Source organism: Pseudoduganella sp. jia 12 (genome assembly GCF_055502675.1).
On the sequence record NZ_JBUXKP010000015.1, the window covers coordinates 36838 to 53777 of the forward strand.

At 66.3% G+C, this 16940-nt stretch carries 13 protein-coding genes; 5 read left to right on the forward strand and 8 right to left on the reverse strand.

The genetic code is table 11. The annotated features are described in order from the left end of the window. Positions 1–10: 10 nt before the first annotated feature. Together ACY65G_RS26880 and ACY65G_RS26885 are read left to right on the forward strand one after the other, a co-directional pair. The gene (locus ACY65G_RS26880) at positions 11–3232 is read left to right on the forward strand and encodes an efflux RND transporter permease subunit (protein WP_465000349.1); all 3222 of its coding nucleotides are present in this window, start codon (positions 11–13) and stop codon (positions 3230–3232) included. Positions 3233–3556: 324 nt separating this feature from the next. Then, entirely contained in the window at positions 3557–4972 is a 1416-nt protein-coding gene (locus tag ACY65G_RS26885; protein WP_465000350.1) for an OmpP1/FadL family transporter, read from the forward strand. A gap of 70 nt (positions 4973–5042) precedes the next feature. Here the strand turns inward: ACY65G_RS26885 and ACY65G_RS26890 are convergent, their stop codons facing one another. From ACY65G_RS26890 to ACY65G_RS26905, 4 genes are all read right to left on the reverse strand, one after another. Beyond that, complete coding sequence (locus ACY65G_RS26890) at positions 5043–5372, reverse strand: hypothetical protein (RefSeq protein ID WP_465000351.1); 330 nt, start codon at positions 5370–5372, stop codon at positions 5043–5045. A 105-nt stretch (positions 5373–5477) separates the two neighbouring features. Then, the gene (locus ACY65G_RS26895) at positions 5478–6392 is read right to left on the reverse strand and encodes an NAD(P)H-hydrate dehydratase (protein ID WP_465000352.1); all 915 of its coding nucleotides are present in this window, start codon (positions 6390–6392) and stop codon (positions 5478–5480) included. Between the two features lie 14 nt (positions 6393–6406). After that, positions 6407–7171 (reverse strand): histidine phosphatase family protein, encoded by a 765-nt coding sequence (locus ACY65G_RS26900; protein WP_465000353.1) that lies wholly within the window; start codon positions 7169–7171, stop codon positions 6407–6409. A gap of 124 nt (positions 7172–7295) precedes the next feature. Then, entirely contained in the window at positions 7296–8702 is a 1407-nt protein-coding gene (locus ACY65G_RS26905; protein ID WP_465000354.1) for an L-cystine transporter, read from the reverse strand. Between the two features lie 113 nt (positions 8703–8815). Here ACY65G_RS26905 and ACY65G_RS26910 point away from each other — a divergent pair, with 113 nt between their 5' ends. Further along, positions 8816–9331 carry a hypothetical protein gene (locus ACY65G_RS26910; protein WP_465000355.1) on the forward strand — a complete coding sequence of 172 codons (516 nt, stop codon included), beginning with the start codon at positions 8816–8818 and terminating at the stop codon, positions 9329–9331. A 58-nt stretch (positions 9332–9389) separates the two neighbouring features. On the opposite strand, the gene ACY65G_RS26915 is transcribed toward ACY65G_RS26910, so the two are convergent. Then, entirely contained in the window at positions 9390–11177 is a 1788-nt protein-coding gene (locus ACY65G_RS26915; protein ID WP_465000356.1) for an amidase, read from the reverse strand. A gap of 152 nt (positions 11178–11329) precedes the next feature. Here ACY65G_RS26915 and ACY65G_RS26920 point away from each other — a divergent pair, with 152 nt between their 5' ends. Further along, positions 11330–11806 (forward strand): (2Fe-2S)-binding protein, encoded by a 477-nt coding sequence (locus tag ACY65G_RS26920; protein ID WP_465000357.1) that lies wholly within the window; start codon positions 11330–11332, stop codon positions 11804–11806. A 20-nt stretch (positions 11807–11826) separates the two neighbouring features. Further along, on the forward strand, positions 11827–14052 hold the full coding sequence (locus ACY65G_RS26925) for a xanthine dehydrogenase family protein molybdopterin-binding subunit (RefSeq protein ID WP_465000358.1): 2226 nt from the start codon (positions 11827–11829) through the stop codon (positions 14050–14052). A gap of 50 nt (positions 14053–14102) precedes the next feature. On the opposite strand, the gene ACY65G_RS26930 is transcribed toward ACY65G_RS26925, so the two are convergent. The 3 genes from ACY65G_RS26930 to ACY65G_RS26940 all read right to left on the reverse strand — a co-directional run bounded on the left by ACY65G_RS26930 (position 14103) and on the right by ACY65G_RS26940 (position 16937). Next, the gene (locus ACY65G_RS26930) at positions 14103–14696 is read right to left on the reverse strand and encodes an FxDxF family PEP-CTERM protein (protein WP_465000359.1); all 594 of its coding nucleotides are present in this window, start codon (positions 14694–14696) and stop codon (positions 14103–14105) included. A gap of 12 nt (positions 14697–14708) precedes the next feature. Beyond that, positions 14709–15293 (reverse strand): PEP-CTERM sorting domain-containing protein, encoded by a 585-nt coding sequence (locus ACY65G_RS26935; RefSeq protein ID WP_465000360.1) that lies wholly within the window; start codon positions 15291–15293, stop codon positions 14709–14711. A gap of 363 nt (positions 15294–15656) precedes the next feature. Next, the gene (locus ACY65G_RS26940) at positions 15657–16937 is read right to left on the reverse strand and encodes a hybrid sensor histidine kinase/response regulator (RefSeq protein WP_465000361.1); all 1281 of its coding nucleotides are present in this window, start codon (positions 16935–16937) and stop codon (positions 15657–15659) included. Positions 16938–16940: the final 3 nt, after the last annotated feature.

A 16940-nucleotide genomic window follows, 5' to 3' on the forward strand; every position in this document is an offset into this window, starting at 1 on the left:
ATACCGAACCATGTTCCTTTCCAATTTCAGTATCAAGCGCCCCGTCGCCACGGTGGTGCTGATCCTCACGCTGATGTGCGTCGGCTTGCTGGCCCTGAGCAAGCTGCGCGTCAACCAGGATCCGGACGTCGAGATCCCATTCATCGTCGTCGCCATTCCGTACCCCGGCGCCTCGCCCGAGACGGTCGAGCGGGAAGTGCTGAACCGCATCGAGAAATCGCTGCAGAGCATTACCGGCGTCACCGAAATCAACGGCACGGCCGCCGAAGGCTCGGCCACGATCCTGATCAAGTTCACCTTCGAGCGCAACCTGATCGAAGCGTCGGACGATATCCGCAACGCGATCGCCTCGGTGCGCTACAAGCTGCCGATCGAGATGCGCGAGCCGGTATTGCAGCGCATCGACACGTCGGCCCAGCCGATCATGCAGCTGTCGCTGTCGTCCACGGCGCAGAGCCATGCCGAGATCTCGCGCCTGGCCGAGGACGTGCTGGCCGAGAAATTCCGCGGCATCGATGGCGTGGCCACCGTGAATGTCGATGGCGCATTGCGGCGCGAGCTGTCGGTGCTGCTCAAGGCCGAGAAGCTGCGCGAATACAATGTGTCGATCACCGACGTGACCAACGCGCTGCGCATGCAGAACACGAATGCGCCGGTCGGCAAGCTGCGCGGCGCGCTGGACGAGAAAAGCATCCGCCTGGTGGGCCGCATCGAACGGCCCGAGGAGTTCCAGGCGGTGGTGGTCAAGCGCAATGGCGATGAGGTGGTGCGGCTTGGCCAGGTGGCCACGATCGAGGATGGCTTTGCCGAGGTCAATGGCCTGTCGATGCGTTCGAACCAGCCCAACGTGGGCATCTCGATCATCCGCTCGCGCGACGCGTCGACCGTGTCCGTGTCCAAGCTGATCCATGCGATGGTCAAGGAGATCGAACCCACGCTGCCGAAGGGCACCACGCTGGAAATCACCAACGACGGCGGCGAGGATGCCCAAAGCAGCCTGAACAACGTGATCGAGGCGCTGGTGCTGGGCGCCGGCCTGACGATCTTCGTGGTCTACGCCTTCCTGAACTCGTGGCGCTCCACGCTGATCACGGCGCTGTCGCTGCCCACCTCCGTGATCGCCGCCTTCATCGGCGTGTGGCTGTGCGGCTTCACACTGAACTTCATGACACTGCTGGGCTTGTCGCTGGCCATCGGCGTGCTGATCGACGACGCCATCGTGGTGCGGGAAAACATCGTGCGCCACATGCAGATGGGCTCCGACCGCCGCACCGCCGCGATCAACGGCACCAACGAGATCGGTCTGGCGGTAGCCGCCACCACGTTCTCGATCATGGCCGTGTTCATCCCGGTGGCGTTCATGCCGGGCATCACCGGCGAATGGTTCCGGCCGTTCGCGCTGACCGTGACCGCCTCCGTGGCCGTCTCGCTGCTGATCTCGTTCACGCTCGATCCGATGCTGTCGGCCTACTGGGGCGACCCGCCAGGCCACCACGACGCGCCGCGCAAGGGCTTTGAAAAAGTGCTGCAGCGCTTCAATAACTGGTTCGACCACCAGGCCGACCGCTACGGCAACGTGATCGCCTGGGCGCTGCACCATCGCCGCTGGATGGCCGCGATCGCCATCGCCAGCTTTGTCGCGGCCATCGGCCTGCAGATGAAATTCGGCGGCGGCTCGTTCCTGCCGACCACGGACTTCGGCACCATCATGATCGACGTGCGCACGCCATCGTCGTCGAGCCTGGAGTACTCGAAGCTGAAGATGCTGAAGGCGGCCGAGATGGCGCATTCCATCAAGGAAACCAAGGCGACGAGCACCTACGTCAACCTGACGGGCGGCCGCATCTATGTCGACATCGGCAAGAAGAAGGAGCGCGACCGTTCCGCCACCGACGTCGCCAAGGAGTTGCGTGAAAAGCTGGCGCAACTGGTCGGCGCCGAATACACGGTGCTCGAAGACTTGAACAACGGTGCCCGCAAGCCCGTGCAGATCGAGTTCATGGGCGAGGATTCGCGCAAGCTGATGGAGCTGACCAGCAAGTTCATGGACGAGCTGAAGAAGGTGCCGGGCGCGGTCGACGTCAGCCTGTCCGAGCAGGATCCGAAGGATGAGCTGCAGATCGAACTCAATCGTGGCCTGGCGAACTCGATGGGCATCGGTGCCGGCGACGCCGCTTCGGCGCTGCGCGTGGCCTTCGCCGGTATCGAAGTGGGCGACTGGGTCGACCCGACGGGCGAAACGCGCGACGTGGCCGTGCGCCTGGCGCCGGAAGACCGTACCAACGCGCTGAACATCGAGCGGCTGCCGATCGCCGTGTCCGGCACGAACCTGATGGTGCCGCTGGACCAGATCGCCACCGTCACGATGGGCAAGGGCCCGGCCAAGATCCAGCACAAGGATGGCAAGCGGGTAATTTCGGTGTCCGCCAACGTGCAGGGCCGCTCGCCCGGCGAGGTGACGGCCGATGCGATGAAGCTGGCCAAGTCCATGGACTTCCCGCCGGGTTACGGCCTGGCCGTGGCCGGTTCGGGCAAGGACATGCAGGAAGTGTTCACGCAGATGGGCATCGCGCTCGTCGCCGGTATCGGCCTGATGTACCTGATCCTGGTGATCCAGTTCGGGTCGTTCACGGCCCCGATGGCGGTGATGTTGTCGCTGCCGCTGTCGCTGATCGGCGTCGTCGTCGCGCTGCTGCTGACGAAGGGCACGATCAACCTGATGAGCCTGATCGGCGTGATCATGCTGATGGGGCTGGTCGCAAAGAATGCGATCCTGCTGCTGGATGCGGCCCGCAAGCGCGAGGAAGAGGGCTACGGCCGCGAGGATGCGCTGATGTATGCCGGCCGCATGCGTCTGCGCCCGATCCTGATGACGACGTTCGCGCTGATCGCCGGCATGTTGCCGGTGGCCATCGGCCATGGCGAAGGTGGCGAGTTCTACCGTCCGCTGGCCGTGTCGATCATCGGCGGCACGATCACCTCCACCGTGCTGACCTTGCTGATGGTGCCGACGTTCTACGACAGCATCGAAATCACCCGCGACCGCATGTTCGCGAAGTTCAACCGCCGCGCCGAGCGCCGGAACGTGGCGGTTGCCGGCGTGCTGACGTTCATCGAGGCAATCCTGGCGCTGACCTTCGTGCGCCTGGTCTACCGCTTCATCATCAAGGGCGTCCACAAGATCACCGGCCGGGGCAACAAAACCCCGCCGCCGATGGCCGAAGCCGCCTGATCACACTGTCTTTCTCCGTTGGGGCCGCCACAAGCGGCCCCTTTTTTTTTGGATGGCGCCTGAACTGCCGTGAAAACGGGATCGCCCGGCAGATTGCGGGTGACTGTCAGAATAGTTGTTAGGAGGAAATTGAGCCCAAAAGACGCTTTCTGTCTAGCGGATTCATCAAGCAAATTGTTACGAAAGCTGATTTGATACATGTTGCAATGCAGAAAGCGAACGCTCGTATCAAAATTTCTCGTGGTGTAGTATGCTCGCCAACGCAATCCCGGAACTTATTGGGAGGCAATAACCTGAATGGTAAGAATAGACAGCGAGACTACCGTGAATAAAAAATATCTGACCCTGATTATTGCGGCCGCCGTGGCGACCGTGTCCACGACGGCCGGCGCATCCGGCTACCGCTTCGGCTCGCAGAGCGTGTCGTCGCAAGGTTCGGCCGAGGCCAACGGTGCCGAGGCGGCCGATGCCTCCACCATATTCGCCAACCCGGCCGGCCTGTCGCGCCTGGAAGGCCGCCAGCTCATGACCGGCGTCACCGGCCTGGTACCGCATTCCACGTATTCCGATAGCGGCTCGACCCGCTTCACGCGCGGCAGCACCGGCGGCCAGAAGCTGCAGGACGATTACGCGCCGACCGCGGTGGCGGCGCCTTCGCTGTACTACAGCCAGAAGATCAACGACCAGTGGACCGCCGGTTTCGGCATGTTCGTGCCGTATGGCGCCAACCTGTCGTATGACTGGGACTGGGCCGGCCGCTATGCGCTGACCGACATGAAGCTGACCGCGATCGCGCTGAACCCGTCGGTGGCCTTCAAGATCAACGAGCGCCACTCGATCGGCTTCGGCGTGACCGCCGAATTCATGAAGGCCAGCCTGGGCCAGAACGTGGACGTGCCGGGCTCGGTCGCCGCGTCGCAGGCAGCCGGCACCGGTGCCGCGCTGATCCGCCAGATCGTGGCGCTGGGTGGCAACCCGGCCGCACTGGCCTCGATCAGCGACGGACGTGCTGAAGTCGAAGGCAAGGACTGGGGCTACGGCTTCAATATCGGCTACCTGTACCAGCCGGCACCGGGCACCCGCTTCGGCATCGCCTACCGCTCGCACATCGACCACAAGCTGGGCGGCGGCGCCGACTGGGACTTCTCCACCGTCACCAGCGACCGCGTCGTGAACGGCGTCATCGAAGCCGCGTCGCACCATGAAGACTCCGCCGCGCGCGTGAAGCTGCGTACGCCGGAAACGCTGTCCGTGAACGGCTACCACGAGTTCGACGACCGCTGGGCAGGCATGTTCGACGTGACCTGGACGAAGAACTCGCGCATGCAGAACATCAACATCGAGTTCCTGGGTACCGACAACGGCGACCTGGTCATCCGCCAGCAGTGGAAGAACACGGTACGCGTGGCGCTCGGCGCCAACTACAAGCTGAACGACCGCGTGCTGCTGCGCGCCGGTATCGCCCACGACGAAGCGCCGGTGCGCAGCGACGAGCTGCGTCATGCCGCGCTGCCGGATTCGGACCGCAACCAGCTGTCGTTCGGCGCCAACTGGAAACTGTCGCCGAATTCGTCGGTCGACGTGGCCTACACGTACCTGGATTTCAAGGACGCCAACGGCGCGTACACGAACAACTGCCGCCCGGGCCTGCTCACTTGCACGGGTAACGGCGAAACCACGCGCGGCACGTGGAGCACGCACATGAACATGGTCGGCGTGGCGTACAACTACAAGTTCTGACCGACACTGGCCTTGCCATGAAAAAAGCCGGCGCCTCGCAAGAGGCGCCGGCTTTTTGACGTCTGCCGGATTACTGGTTCGGCGTGGTGCCCGTGCCGCCCGTGGTGCCCGGGGCCGTGGTGGCGCCATCGGTCGGGGGGGTGGTGGTATCGGCCGGTGGCGTGGTGGTATCGGACGGCATGGTGGAGGTGCCGCCCGTCGTGCCCATGTCGCCGCTGGTGCCGCTGGCCGGCGGCGTGGCCGGTGCGGCCGGCGTGGTGCTCGTATCCGGCGTCACGGCCGGTGCCGTCGTATCGGTTGGTGCCGGCTGGTCCGCATCGCGGTTCTTGCAGCCGGTCAGTGCGGCGGTACCCAGCACTGCGGCCAGGATCAGTGCGGACGATTTACTCAGCTTGATCATTTCGACTCCTTTCAGTGGATAAATTGGCGAACCCATCAGGTATCGTTAGACGGCCAGGATGGTTGCCGGTTCGTGATGTGCCTGATAGTAATAGCCGCCGTCCCCTCAGGCTGGGGCAAGCGTACGCAACAGGGCCGGAATCTCGGCCGAAATCTCCCGTGCCAGGTAACCCAGCACGCCATACCGGATCGACAGCTGTTCCCCGGCGGATGCATGCAGTGCGATACCCCATGCGGCCGCCTGTTCCAGCGGTGCGCCGCGCGCCGCGAGGCCGGCGATGATGCCCGCCAACGTATCGCCGGAGCCCGAAATCGCCAGGCCGACATTGCCGCCCTGGTGTTGCCATTGGCGGCCGTCCGGCGCAGCGATCACGGTGGTGGCGCCTTTCAGCGCCACGATCGCGTTCCAGCGCCGTGCGGCCTCCTGCGCCGCCTCGAGCGGGGCGTCGCAGATCTGTTTCTTGTCGCGCCGGGTAAGGTGCGACAGTTCGCCCGCATGGGGTGTCATCAGCACCGCCTCGCGGAAGCGGAAATGTTCCATGTCCTTTGGCTCTTCCAGCAAATGCGGTTCGCCCTGTGCGCGCACCGCGCCCATCGCCGCCGCATCGAGGATGATCGGCGTGCCGGCAAAGCGCGGCAGCAGCGCGTGCACCAGTTCCGCCGTGGCGGCATCGTCCTGCATGCCGGGGCCCACGAGCACGGCGCTGGCCTTGTCGGCCAGGTCGCCCAGCCGGCGCGCCGCTTCCAGCGTGAACCCGCCGCCGTTCGTTTCAGCCAGCCCGATCACGCGCGCCTCCGGAATCGCCGCCGCGACCAGGGGCGCCACCGAGGCCGCCGTGGCCATGGTCAGCTTGCCGGCACCGGCCCGCAGGGCGGCGGTCGCCGCCAGCATCACGGCGCCGGGCATTTCGCGCGAACCGCCAATGACCAGCACATGGCCGCGGCCTTCCTTGTCGTCGTCGAACGAGGGCTCGGGCAGCGCCCATTCCCGTAACGTGCCGGCGGTGATCTCGGTTGTCATGGATGCTCCTGTCATCATGCTTTCGGCGCGGCCGGCTGGTCCTTGCTTTTCGTCACCGGGGTGCCGGTCGACGTCAGCGGTGCAACGAAGTTTTCCAGGTCGAGCACGAGCTTGCCCCGCTTGCCGGCAGCGGGATCGAAACGGTAGGAAGTGACGCTGCAGTTCGGCACATCGGCCATGCGGTCGATGGCCAGGATCGCACTTTCATCCATGCGCTCGAGCAGGTAACGGAAACAGTTGACGATCACCTGGTGCCCCACGATCAGCACGCGCTCGCCGCGGTATTCGCGGGTAATCATGTCGAGCACGCTGCGCAGGCGCAGGATCACGTCGCACCAGCTTTCGCCGCCCGGCGGCCGGAAGTAGAACTTGCCCACGTGGCGGCGCTGTTCGTGCAGTTCGGGGAACTTGTCGGCAATGCCCAGCGGCGTCAGCCGGTCGACGATGCCGAATTCCTTTTCGCGCAGCCGCTCGTCGGTCACGACCGCCAGCAGTTCCTCGCGATCGAGCTGGTTCGCCACCGCCAGCGCCGTCTCGCGGGCCCGCACATAGGGTGAAAACAGCACCACGTTCGGCCGTTGTTCGGGCGGCAGGGCGCCGAACCACTGGCCCAGCGCCGCGGCCTGGCGTTCGCCCAACTCGGACAATGGCACGTCCATGTCCCGCTCGGCAATATCGATCAGGAACTGCGATGCGGCTTCGGCCGCTTCGCGCGCGACATTACCGGCACTTTGCCCGTGCCGTACGATCCAGATCTGCTGAGGCCATTTTTGTTCCATCGCCGTCCGTCTTGGTATTTCGGTTTGCGAATACTAGACGAAACCACAAAACGATGGCGCGAGATGGTCGCCCAACCGCGCGCGGCCGCTCCGGCGCTTCCGTGGCCCCCTGTACGGTACCCCGTCAGGCGGGAGTGGTTTCCGATTCGATATCGGCTTCGGCCTCGTCGTCTCTCTCGAAGATCGCCACGTCGGTCTCGCCCATCACGCGCGAGGTCAGGGTGCCGGCCGTGATGGCGCCGGAAACGTTCAGCGCGGTGCGGCCCATGTCGATCAGCGGTTCGATCGAGATCAGCAGGCCCGCCAGCGCCACGGGCAGGTTCATCGAGGAAAGCACGATCAGCGCGGCAAACGTGGCGCCACCGCCCACGCCGGCCACGCCGACCGAACCGATCGTCACCACGGCCAGCAGCGGCAGCAGGAACGACACGGTGAACGGATCGATGCCGACGGTGGGCGCGATCATGACCGCCAGCATGGCGGGATAGATGCCGGCACAGCCGTTCTGGCCGATCGTGGCGCCGAACGAGGCGGAAAAGTTGGCGATGCCTTCCGGCGTGCCCAGGCGCCGCACCTGCGTCTGCACGTTCATGGGGATCGCGCCGGCGCTGCTGCGCGACGTGAAGGCGAACGTCAGCACCGGCAGGATCTTTTTCGCGAAGCGCAGCGGATTGAGCCCGGTGCCCGCCACGATCGCCAGGTGCACGCAGAACATCAGCAGCAGTGCGCAGTAGGATGCGGCCACGAAGCCGATCAGGTCCAGGATGTCGGCATAGCTCGACGTGGCGACCACCTGGGCCATCAGCGCGAAGATGCCGTAGGGCGTCAGGCGCAGCACCAGTGTCACGATCCGCATCACGATCGCGTGCGCCACTTTCACCGCATGGTCGAACGACACGAACAATTCCGGCTTCTTGTCGGCGATGCCGATCGCGGCGATGCCGACGAACACGGAGAAGATGACGACGGCGATCGTCGACGTCTTGCGCCCGCCCGTCATGTCGAGGAACGGGTTGGCCGGAATGAACGACAGGATCATGTTCGGCAGCGAGATCGCCTGCGCGTCGGCCAGCCGGCCCTCGAGATAGGCGCCGCGCGCCACTTCGGCCGCGCTCGACGTCAGCCCCGCCGCGGACAATCCGAACAGCTTGGCCATCAGGATGCCGATCGCCGCGGCAACGGCGGTGGTGGCCATCAGCGTGCCGATCGTCAGCGCGCTGATCTTGCCCAGCGACTTCGCGTCGCGCAGTTTCAGGATCGCCGCCACGATCGATACCATGATCAGCGGCATGACGATCATCTGCAGCAGCTTCACGTAGCCGGTGCCGACGATGTCCAGGTATTCGCCCGTGGTCTTGACGACGGCGCTGTCCGCGCCATACAGCGCCTGCAGTACCGCGCCGAACACCACGCCGAGGCCGAGCGCGGTGAAGACGCGCACCGTGAAGGTGGCATGCCGGCGCTGCTGGCGGTACAGGAATGCCAGCAGGAGCAGGGCGGCGGCGAGATTGAGCAGAACGGGAAGTGTCATGGCGATCCTGGAAATGTATTGCTGTAGTGATTTTACAGCCGCGCCTGCGCTCGCGTGCGACTGTCCGGAGAACGGCATGCGAATATTGCCGCATATCCTTATTAATGAAAATTATGAAAATCTTGCATAAACTGTTTGGTGCCGGCCACATCGCCATCGCGGTATTCTTCCTGTTATGCGGTGTCGCGCTGGTGGGCATGGCCGCCTGGGAGCTGTGGCATGCGCTCACCGTCGTCATCGAAGCCGAGTCGCCGCCGCGCTTCGTGCGCGTGCTGGAATGCGTCGGCCTGCTGACGATCGCCGTCGCGTCGTTCGAACTGGGGCAGACCGTGCTGGAGGAAGAGGTACAGCGCGAAGCCAGCACCAGCACGCCGACACGGGTCCGGCGCTTCCTGTCGCGCTTTCTTGTCGTGGTCGTCGTGTCGCTGTCGATCGAATGCCTGGTATCGGCCTTCCAGTCGCTGCACGGGCATCCGGAACTGTTGCCCCACGCCGGCGTGATCGGGCTGTGTGCTGCCGGGCTGCTGGTGGCATGGGGCATCTTCATCCGGCTCAATATCGGTGCCGAACACCTCGAACCGCAGGCCATGGAGGAAGCGCAAGCCGAGGACGAGCAGATCGACAAGTGAGCGGCGGCCCACTGCGATCCGCCAATGGCTCGCCTGGCCTGGATGTCGTGACGCGGGCCTAGAAACCCGGCGGGCGCTCGCCCGCCACGCCGGCCAGCCGTTCCAGGGCCATGCCGGCGCGCGCCAGCGTGCCTTCGTCGAACAGGCGCCCGACCAGCGTGACGCCATGCGGCACGCGCCGCGGCGGAGAAAACTTCGGCAGCGGGCGCGCGGGGTGGGGGGCCCAGTCGCTGCGCGCCTCGCTCACCTGCACGAAGCCGGTGCGCAAGGTCAGCGAAGGGTGGCCGGTATGGTTCGAGATCACCAGCATCTCGTCGCGCAGCGATGGCACCAGCATCACGTCGATCTGCCGGAAGATGTCGGCCATGCGCTGCGCGACCATGCGGCGCATGCGGTCGGCCTGCACGTAATCGACGGCGGACAGGAAGCGGGCTTCGCGCAGCAGGTTCGGCCACGCGTCCGGCGTCTGTTCCGACAGCATTTCCATCTTGCCGGAGAACGTCCACTCCTCGAACGCGGCGGCCGCTTCGGCGAACAGGATCGTGTTCAGCGACCCGTACGGCCAGTCCGGCAGCGCCACCGGCACCGGCTTCATGCCGGCCTTCTGCGCGAGCGCCAGCGCGGCGCGGTCGACGTCCGTCCCATCCTTCATCCACTCGGGCAGGTAGCCCACGCGCAGGCCGCGCACCGGCATGGCGGGGTCGAAATCGAGCCTGGCGGGCACGCTGGCCACGTCGCCGGCATCCGGGCCGGCGATCGCCTGCAGCACCAGCATCGCATCTTCCACCGAGCGCGTCATCGGGCCCAGCTTGTCGAGCGACCAGCACAGCGTCATCGCGCCGGTACGCGGCACGCGGCCGAAGGTGGGGCGCAGGCCCGTCACGCCGCAGCGCGTGCTGGGGCTGACGATCGAGCCGCCCGTTTCGCTGCCGATCGTAAACGCCACCAGTGCCGCCGCCATCGCCGCGCCGGGGCCGGCGCTGGAACCGGAGGCGCCTTCCTCGGGCAGCCATGGGTTCATCGTCTGGCCGCCGAACCAGATGTCGTTCATGGCCAGGGCACCCAGCGACAGCTTGGCCAGCAGCACGGCGCCGGCTTCGCGCAGGCGCGTGACGATGGTTGCGTCGGTGACGGGCGTGCGCTCCTTCAGCGGTTCGGCGCCCCACGTGGTGGCGATGCCGGCCGTGTCGAGCAAATCCTTCAGGCCATAGGGGATGCCGTGCAGCGGCCCGCGGTAGCGGCCCGCGGCGATTTCGCGGTCGGCCTCGCGAGCCTGTTCCAGCGCCGCTTCGGGCAGCAGCGTGATGATCGCGCGCAGGCGCGGATCGAACTGGCGGCAGCGGGCAAGATAGATCTGCGTGAGCCGTTCGGATGTGAGCTTGCCCCCTTCGATCCAGCGCGACAGCTGCGCCACGCTGGCGTAGGCGATGTCGGCATCGCTGGCCGGCAGCGGGCCGGCATCGGCGAACCCGCGCACGAAACGGGCCCGCGCCGGACCGGCCTTCTGGCCCGGCAACACCGGGTCGAAGCGCGACATCGGTACCACGTTGTCGTCGATGGCGACCTTCTTCGGGCCGGTGCGGCGTGCGGTCAGGCCGGCCAGCGTGGTGGGCCAGGCTTGCGCGGCCATCTGGCGCTGGGCCGGTGTCAGCGTGACCTGCACCAGCTTTTCCGCTTCCGCGAACGTGGCCGGCGATACCTGCGGTCCGGCGGACGGCAGCGCACCGAAGGTGGGAGGGGCGCCTGCGGTGGCAGGCGGCTCGGCGGCGATGGCAGTGCCGGCGGCACTTGTGGCGGCCAGCAGGCCGAGCGGGGCATTGATCAGGAAGCGGCGGCGGTCGGTCATCTCTAACGGGAGTTTGATTGGCGGCGGAAACAGCAAAATCGATAAAAATCGAGCAAAGTCGACGGCAAAGTCTATCATCGGGGCGACAAGGCAGCGCCCATTGCCCTATAGTTCCACGTTTGTACCCCCCAACATCAAGAGAAGGAGCCCGCATGCCCACCCTCAACATCAACGGCACCGACACTGCGCTCGACGTGCCCGACGATATGCCCATCCTCTGGGCATTGCGCGACGTGGCCGGCCTGACCGGCACGAAGTTCGGTTGCGGTGTCGCGCTGTGCGGCGCCTGTACCGTGCATCTCGACGGGCAGGCGATCCGCTCGTGCGTCACGCCGGTATCGGCCGCCGCCGGCAAGAAGATCGTCACCATCGAGGCGATCGGCAACGACCCGGTGGGCGCGAAGGTGCAGGATGCGTGGCGCCAGATCGACGTGGTGCAGTGCGGCTACTGCCAGTCCGGCCAGGTGATGGCCGCGACCGCGCTGCTGGCCGCGACGCCGAAGCCGAGCGATGCCGACATCGACAACGCCATGTCCGGCAACATCTGCCGCTGTGGCACCTATGGCCGGATCCGCACCGCGATCAAGATCGCGGCGGGCACGGCGGCCGTCAAGGCGGTGGCCAAATGAAGGGGGACGCGATGGGAAACATGGATGACATCTCCCGCGGCCGCCGCCGCTTCCTGCGCGTGGGCGCCGCCGCCGGGGGCGGGCTGCTGGTGGCCTTCGTGCTGCCCGGCTGCAACCGCAAGGAAAACGACCGCCAGGAGGCGCCGCCGGAAAAAGCGGTAGGCCATGCCGCCACGGCCGTCTCGGAAGTGGCGCCGGGGCTGGCGCCGAACGCCTTCATCCGCATCGACCGCGAAGGGCTGGTCACGCTGATCATGCACAAGGTCGAGATGGGGCAGGGCACGTACACGTCGATCCCGATGCTGATCGCCGAGGAACTGGGCGTTGACCTGGCCAAGGTGAAACTGGAGCATGCGCCAGCCGACAACAACCTGTACAGCGATCCCTTGCTGGGCGGCCAGGTGACGGGCGGTTCGACGTCGATCCGCGGCGCCTGGAAGCCGCTGCGCGAAGCGGGCGCCGCCGCCCGCACGGTGCTCGTGCAGGCCGCCGCACAGACATGGAATGTCGCACCCCATACGCTGCGCGTGGCGAACGGCGCGGTCACGAACGGCGCCGGCAAGACGCTGCATTATGGCGAGCTGGTCGATGCCGCCGCGAAGCTGGAAGCGCCGAAAACGGTGACGCTGAAGGACCCGGGCGCGTACACGCTGATCGGCAAGAAGCATGCGCGCCTCGATTCGCCGCCGAAGGTGGATGGCAGCGCGCAGTTCGGCATCGACGTGAAGCTGCCGGACATGGGCATCGCCGCCGTGGCCGCGTGCCCCGTGGTCGGCGGCAAGCTGATCGCGTCGAACGACCCGAAGGCGCTGGCCGTGCCGGGTGTGCGCGAGGTGCTCAAGATCGGCAGCGCGGTGGCGGTCGTCGCCACCAATATGTGGGCGGCGAAGCAGGGCCTGGCCGCGCTGGCGCCGCAATGGGACTTCGGCGCGAACGCCGGCGTGACCACGGCCTCGATCGTGGCCGACATGATGGAAAAATCGAAGGCTGCCGGCGCGGTGGCGACCGACGAAGGCAACGCGCTGAAGGCGCTCGAAGGCGACGATAAGGATGGCCGCAAGATCGAGGCCATCTACGAGGCACCGTTCCTCGCGCATGCGACGATGGAACCGATGAATTGCGCCGTCGACCTGCGCGCCGATGGCTGCGACCTGTATTGCGGCACCCAGGTGCCCAGCCTGGCGCAGGGCGCCGCGGCCAAGCTGACCGGCCTGCCGATCGAAAAGGTGAAAGTGCACAACTTCTACCTGGGCGGCGGCTTCGGTCGCCGGCTCGAAGTCGACTACGTGACGCAGGCCGTGGCCTTTGCCAAGGCGCAGGCCAAGCCCGGCCCCGTGAAATTCGTGTGGACCCGCGAGGAAGACATCCAGCACGACATGTACCGCCCCTACTACGTGGACCGCATCGCCGCCCGGCTGGACGGCAAGGGCATGCCGCAAGCCTGGTTCCACCGCGTGACGGGGTCGTCGATCATGGCGCGGTTCGCGCCACCGGCCGTGAAGAACGGCGTCGACCCCGACGCCGTCGAGGGCGCCGCCGACCTGCAGTACGAGATTCCCGCCCTGCGCGTGGAATATGTGCGCCACGAGCCGCCGGTCCCGACCGCGTTCTGGCGTGGCGTGGGGCCGACGCACAACGTGTTCGTCGTCGAAAGCTTCATCGACGAGCTGGCACACGCCGCGAAGCAGGACCCGGTGGCCTACCGCCGCGCGCTGCTCGACAAGTCGCCGCGGCTGCTGGGCGTGGTGAACCTGGCCGCGCTGAAAGCGGGCTGGGGCAAGCCGATGAAGGCAGTGGCCGGCCGCAAGGTAGGCCGGGGTATCTCCGCCCAGTTCGCGTTCGGCAGCTACATGGCGCAGGTCGCCGAAGTGTCGGTGGGGCCGGACGGCGACGTGATCGTGCACCGCGTGGTATGCGCGCTCGATTGCGGCCAGCCGGTCAACCCGGACGGCATCGTGGCGCAGATGGAGGGCGGCATCGTGTTCGGCCTGACGGCGGCGCTGTGGGGCGAGATCACGCTCGAAGGCGGCAAGGTCGTGCAAACCAACTTCGGCGATTACCGGATGATGCGGATGAACGAAGCGCCGAAGGTCGAAGTGCACATCGTCGCCAGCAAGGATGAGCCGGGCGGCATCGGCGAACCCGGCACGTCGGGCATCGCGCCGGCGCTGTGCAACGCGATCTTCGCCGCGACCGGGCAGCGCATTCGCAAGCTGCCCGTCGCGGCCTCGCTCAAGAAGGCCTGATCGCCGCATGGCCCGGGCCGACCGGGCCATGCGGAATCAAACCATGTCCTTCAGGCGGTGACCATGTGATCCCGGCGGGCGCGGCGCCGTGCCAGCGCGCCAATGCCCGCCAGCCCGCCCAGCAGCATCAGCCCGGCCGAAGGTTCCGGCACGGGGCTGATGCTCGCCGGGCCGCCGGCCGTGATGCTGATGCCCCCCGGGCCGCCGGCCGTGATGCTGAACGCCCCGGCATCGCCGTCGACGTAGCCGGTTACGACAAAGGTGTAGTGCTTGCCTGGCTCCAGGAACGTCTGCATCGAGGAGAAATTGGTGGCATTGTCTGCAGTCGTCATCAGGTTCGTGCGCGAGTCGGCCGGGTCGAGCGGACCGCTGTAGAGGAAGGTGACGCAGCTGAATTCGCAGCTCGTCAGGAACGAGTTCTCCCAGTTGAACGGGCTCGGGCCGACGGTGGTCACGACATCGAATGCCCGATAGGCCACGCCGGTGATCCAGGGAGAGGGTTCTTCGCCGTGACTGCCCGGCGGGATGAACGTGGGGCCACCGAGCGTATCGCCGGTCACCGTCACGATCTCGGCGGCCGCATGCTGGAGGAAGCCCGCCAGCAGCAGCGCGGCGGCGATCGTATTGCGGAACATGGTGTTCATTGGTTCTCCTGGTCAGTCTGCGGTGTGGAGGGTGGCGGCGGCGCGGCGCCGGGCGGCGACGCCGAGGCCGGCCAGGCCGGCGCCGAGCATCAGCCAGGTGGCGGGTTCCGGCACGGGATTGATCGGGCTGATTTCGAACGTGTCGATGCCGACGGTGGAAACGGTGGTGCTGAAGGCGCCGAAATACGTGGCATCCTGACCCGTGACGAGGATCGTGTAGTGGCCGATTTCCAGTGGCCCGTAGAAATAAACCGCGTTATCGGTTGCCCCGTAACCGTTCCCGAAGAGGAAATTGGCCGTGGGCGCCGCCGCATCGAAGGCGCCGATATAGATATACATCGAACAGTCGAAGGTACACGTCGTGGCGAAATTGATGTTGTCCACATCCTCGAGGACATTGACGTCGAATGCCCGGTACGTCGTGCCGGGATACGTTGGATTGAAGGGCCAGTTGCCGGGGTTCTCGTCGATCCGGTCCCAGGTCGGCCCGCCGGTCGTGTCGCCGGTGACGGTGGTGATGGTGGCGCCGGCGTGTTGCGCAAGGCCGGCCAGCAGTGCGGCGCCGAGCAGGGCGCGGCGCAGGAAGGTTTTCTGCATCGAAGAAGTGCTCCTATCGTAACGGTCGATCCGGTCGCGACACCTCCGCCGGCAGGCTGGCTCGTGGCGGCCTGCCAACGGCGGGCACGCGTCGGCGGGAAGTGAAACTGATTTTGATAGCGCTACCAATTCGACTCGCGAAAATCGGTCGGATACCGGTGCGGAGGCATCGACCAAAGCGATGCAATCCTGCAGCGGGGTGCCTTGCGGCGCCGCGAGCCCTGCGCCTGCACGGAAAGATGCTCCGCTCAACGCATGAGCTCATGGTAAAACGAAAGCAGGTCCAGGACGCTATCGGTGATAGCGTTATCAAATAATGCTTGGGCGCGAGGGTAGTTTTCGTGTCTTTTTAACCACAGAAGGTCAGGCGCCGGTGCTGCGCCGCGTCCGGCACGGTGCCGAATCGATCAGCGCCAGCAGGCTGTCCGGCCGCACCGGCTTGACGAGGTATTCGTCGAAGCCGGCATCGAGCGCGTTGGCGCGGTCCGATGCCTGGCCGTAGCCGGACAGCGCGATGGCGAAGACGCGTTCGCCGCCGGCCCGCAGGCGGCGGATCACTTCCAGGCCGTCGATCCCCGGCAGGCCGATGTCGCAGATCAGCACGTCGAAGCGTCCTTCCAGCGCGAGTGCCAGGCCGGCATTGCCGTCGTAGGCGGCAACGACATCGTGCGTGTCGAGCATCAGGAAGCCCTTCAGCGTATCGCACACGTCCACGTTATCCTCGATCAGCAGCACGCGGCATGCCTCGTGCGAAGACGCCGAGCCATGGTGTTCGGGCGCGGCCGGCATCGGGCTGCCCGACGGCAGCGCCACCGTGAAGGTGCTGCCACGGCGCAGGCCGTCGCTGTGACCGTGGACCATGCCGCCATGCATGGTCACCAGGTTGCGCACGACGTTCAGGCCCACGCCCAGGCCGCCTTCGGACCGGGCCAGCGAGCGCGGCCCCTGGGTGAACAGGTCGAAGATGTGGGGCAGCACGTCGGCGGCGATGCCGGTGCCGTTGTCGCTGACCTTCACCTCCACGCCGGCCGCGCCGGGGCCGGCTTCGAGCACGATCCGGCCGCCATCCTGCGTGTACTTCGATGCGTTGGCCAGCAGGTTGGAAAACACCTGGGTAAGCCGCACGCGGTCGCCATTGAGCGTGAGTTGCGGCGCGCTGACCTGCACGTCGAGCCGCTGGCCCCGTTCGGCGATGCGTGGCTGCACGGTTTCCACGGCGCGGTCGATCACGTCGGCCAGCGTCACCGGCGCGATATCAAGTGTGATGCGGCCGCTGCTGATGCGGGCGGCATCGAGCAGGTCGTCCAGCAGGCGGGCCATGTGTTCGGTCTGGCGGCTGATCACGCTGCGCAGCGCAACCAGGTCGGGTGCCATATCCGGCATGCGCTCCAGCATCGCGGCGGCCATGCTGATCGGCGCCAGCGGATTGCGCAGTTCATGGGCCAGCATGGCCAGGAACTCGTTCTGCCGCTGGTTCGCCGCCTCCGCTTCATCCTGCAATGTCTGGGCATTGACGGTGGCCTGCACCAGGTGCGCATTGGCCTCGCGCAGCAGGTTGTTCTCGAAGCGGGCCTGGCGCAGCGCCAGACGCAGCTCCGCCACATGCTGCGGATCGTCGTCGCGGGGCTGGTCCATGTCGGCCATGGG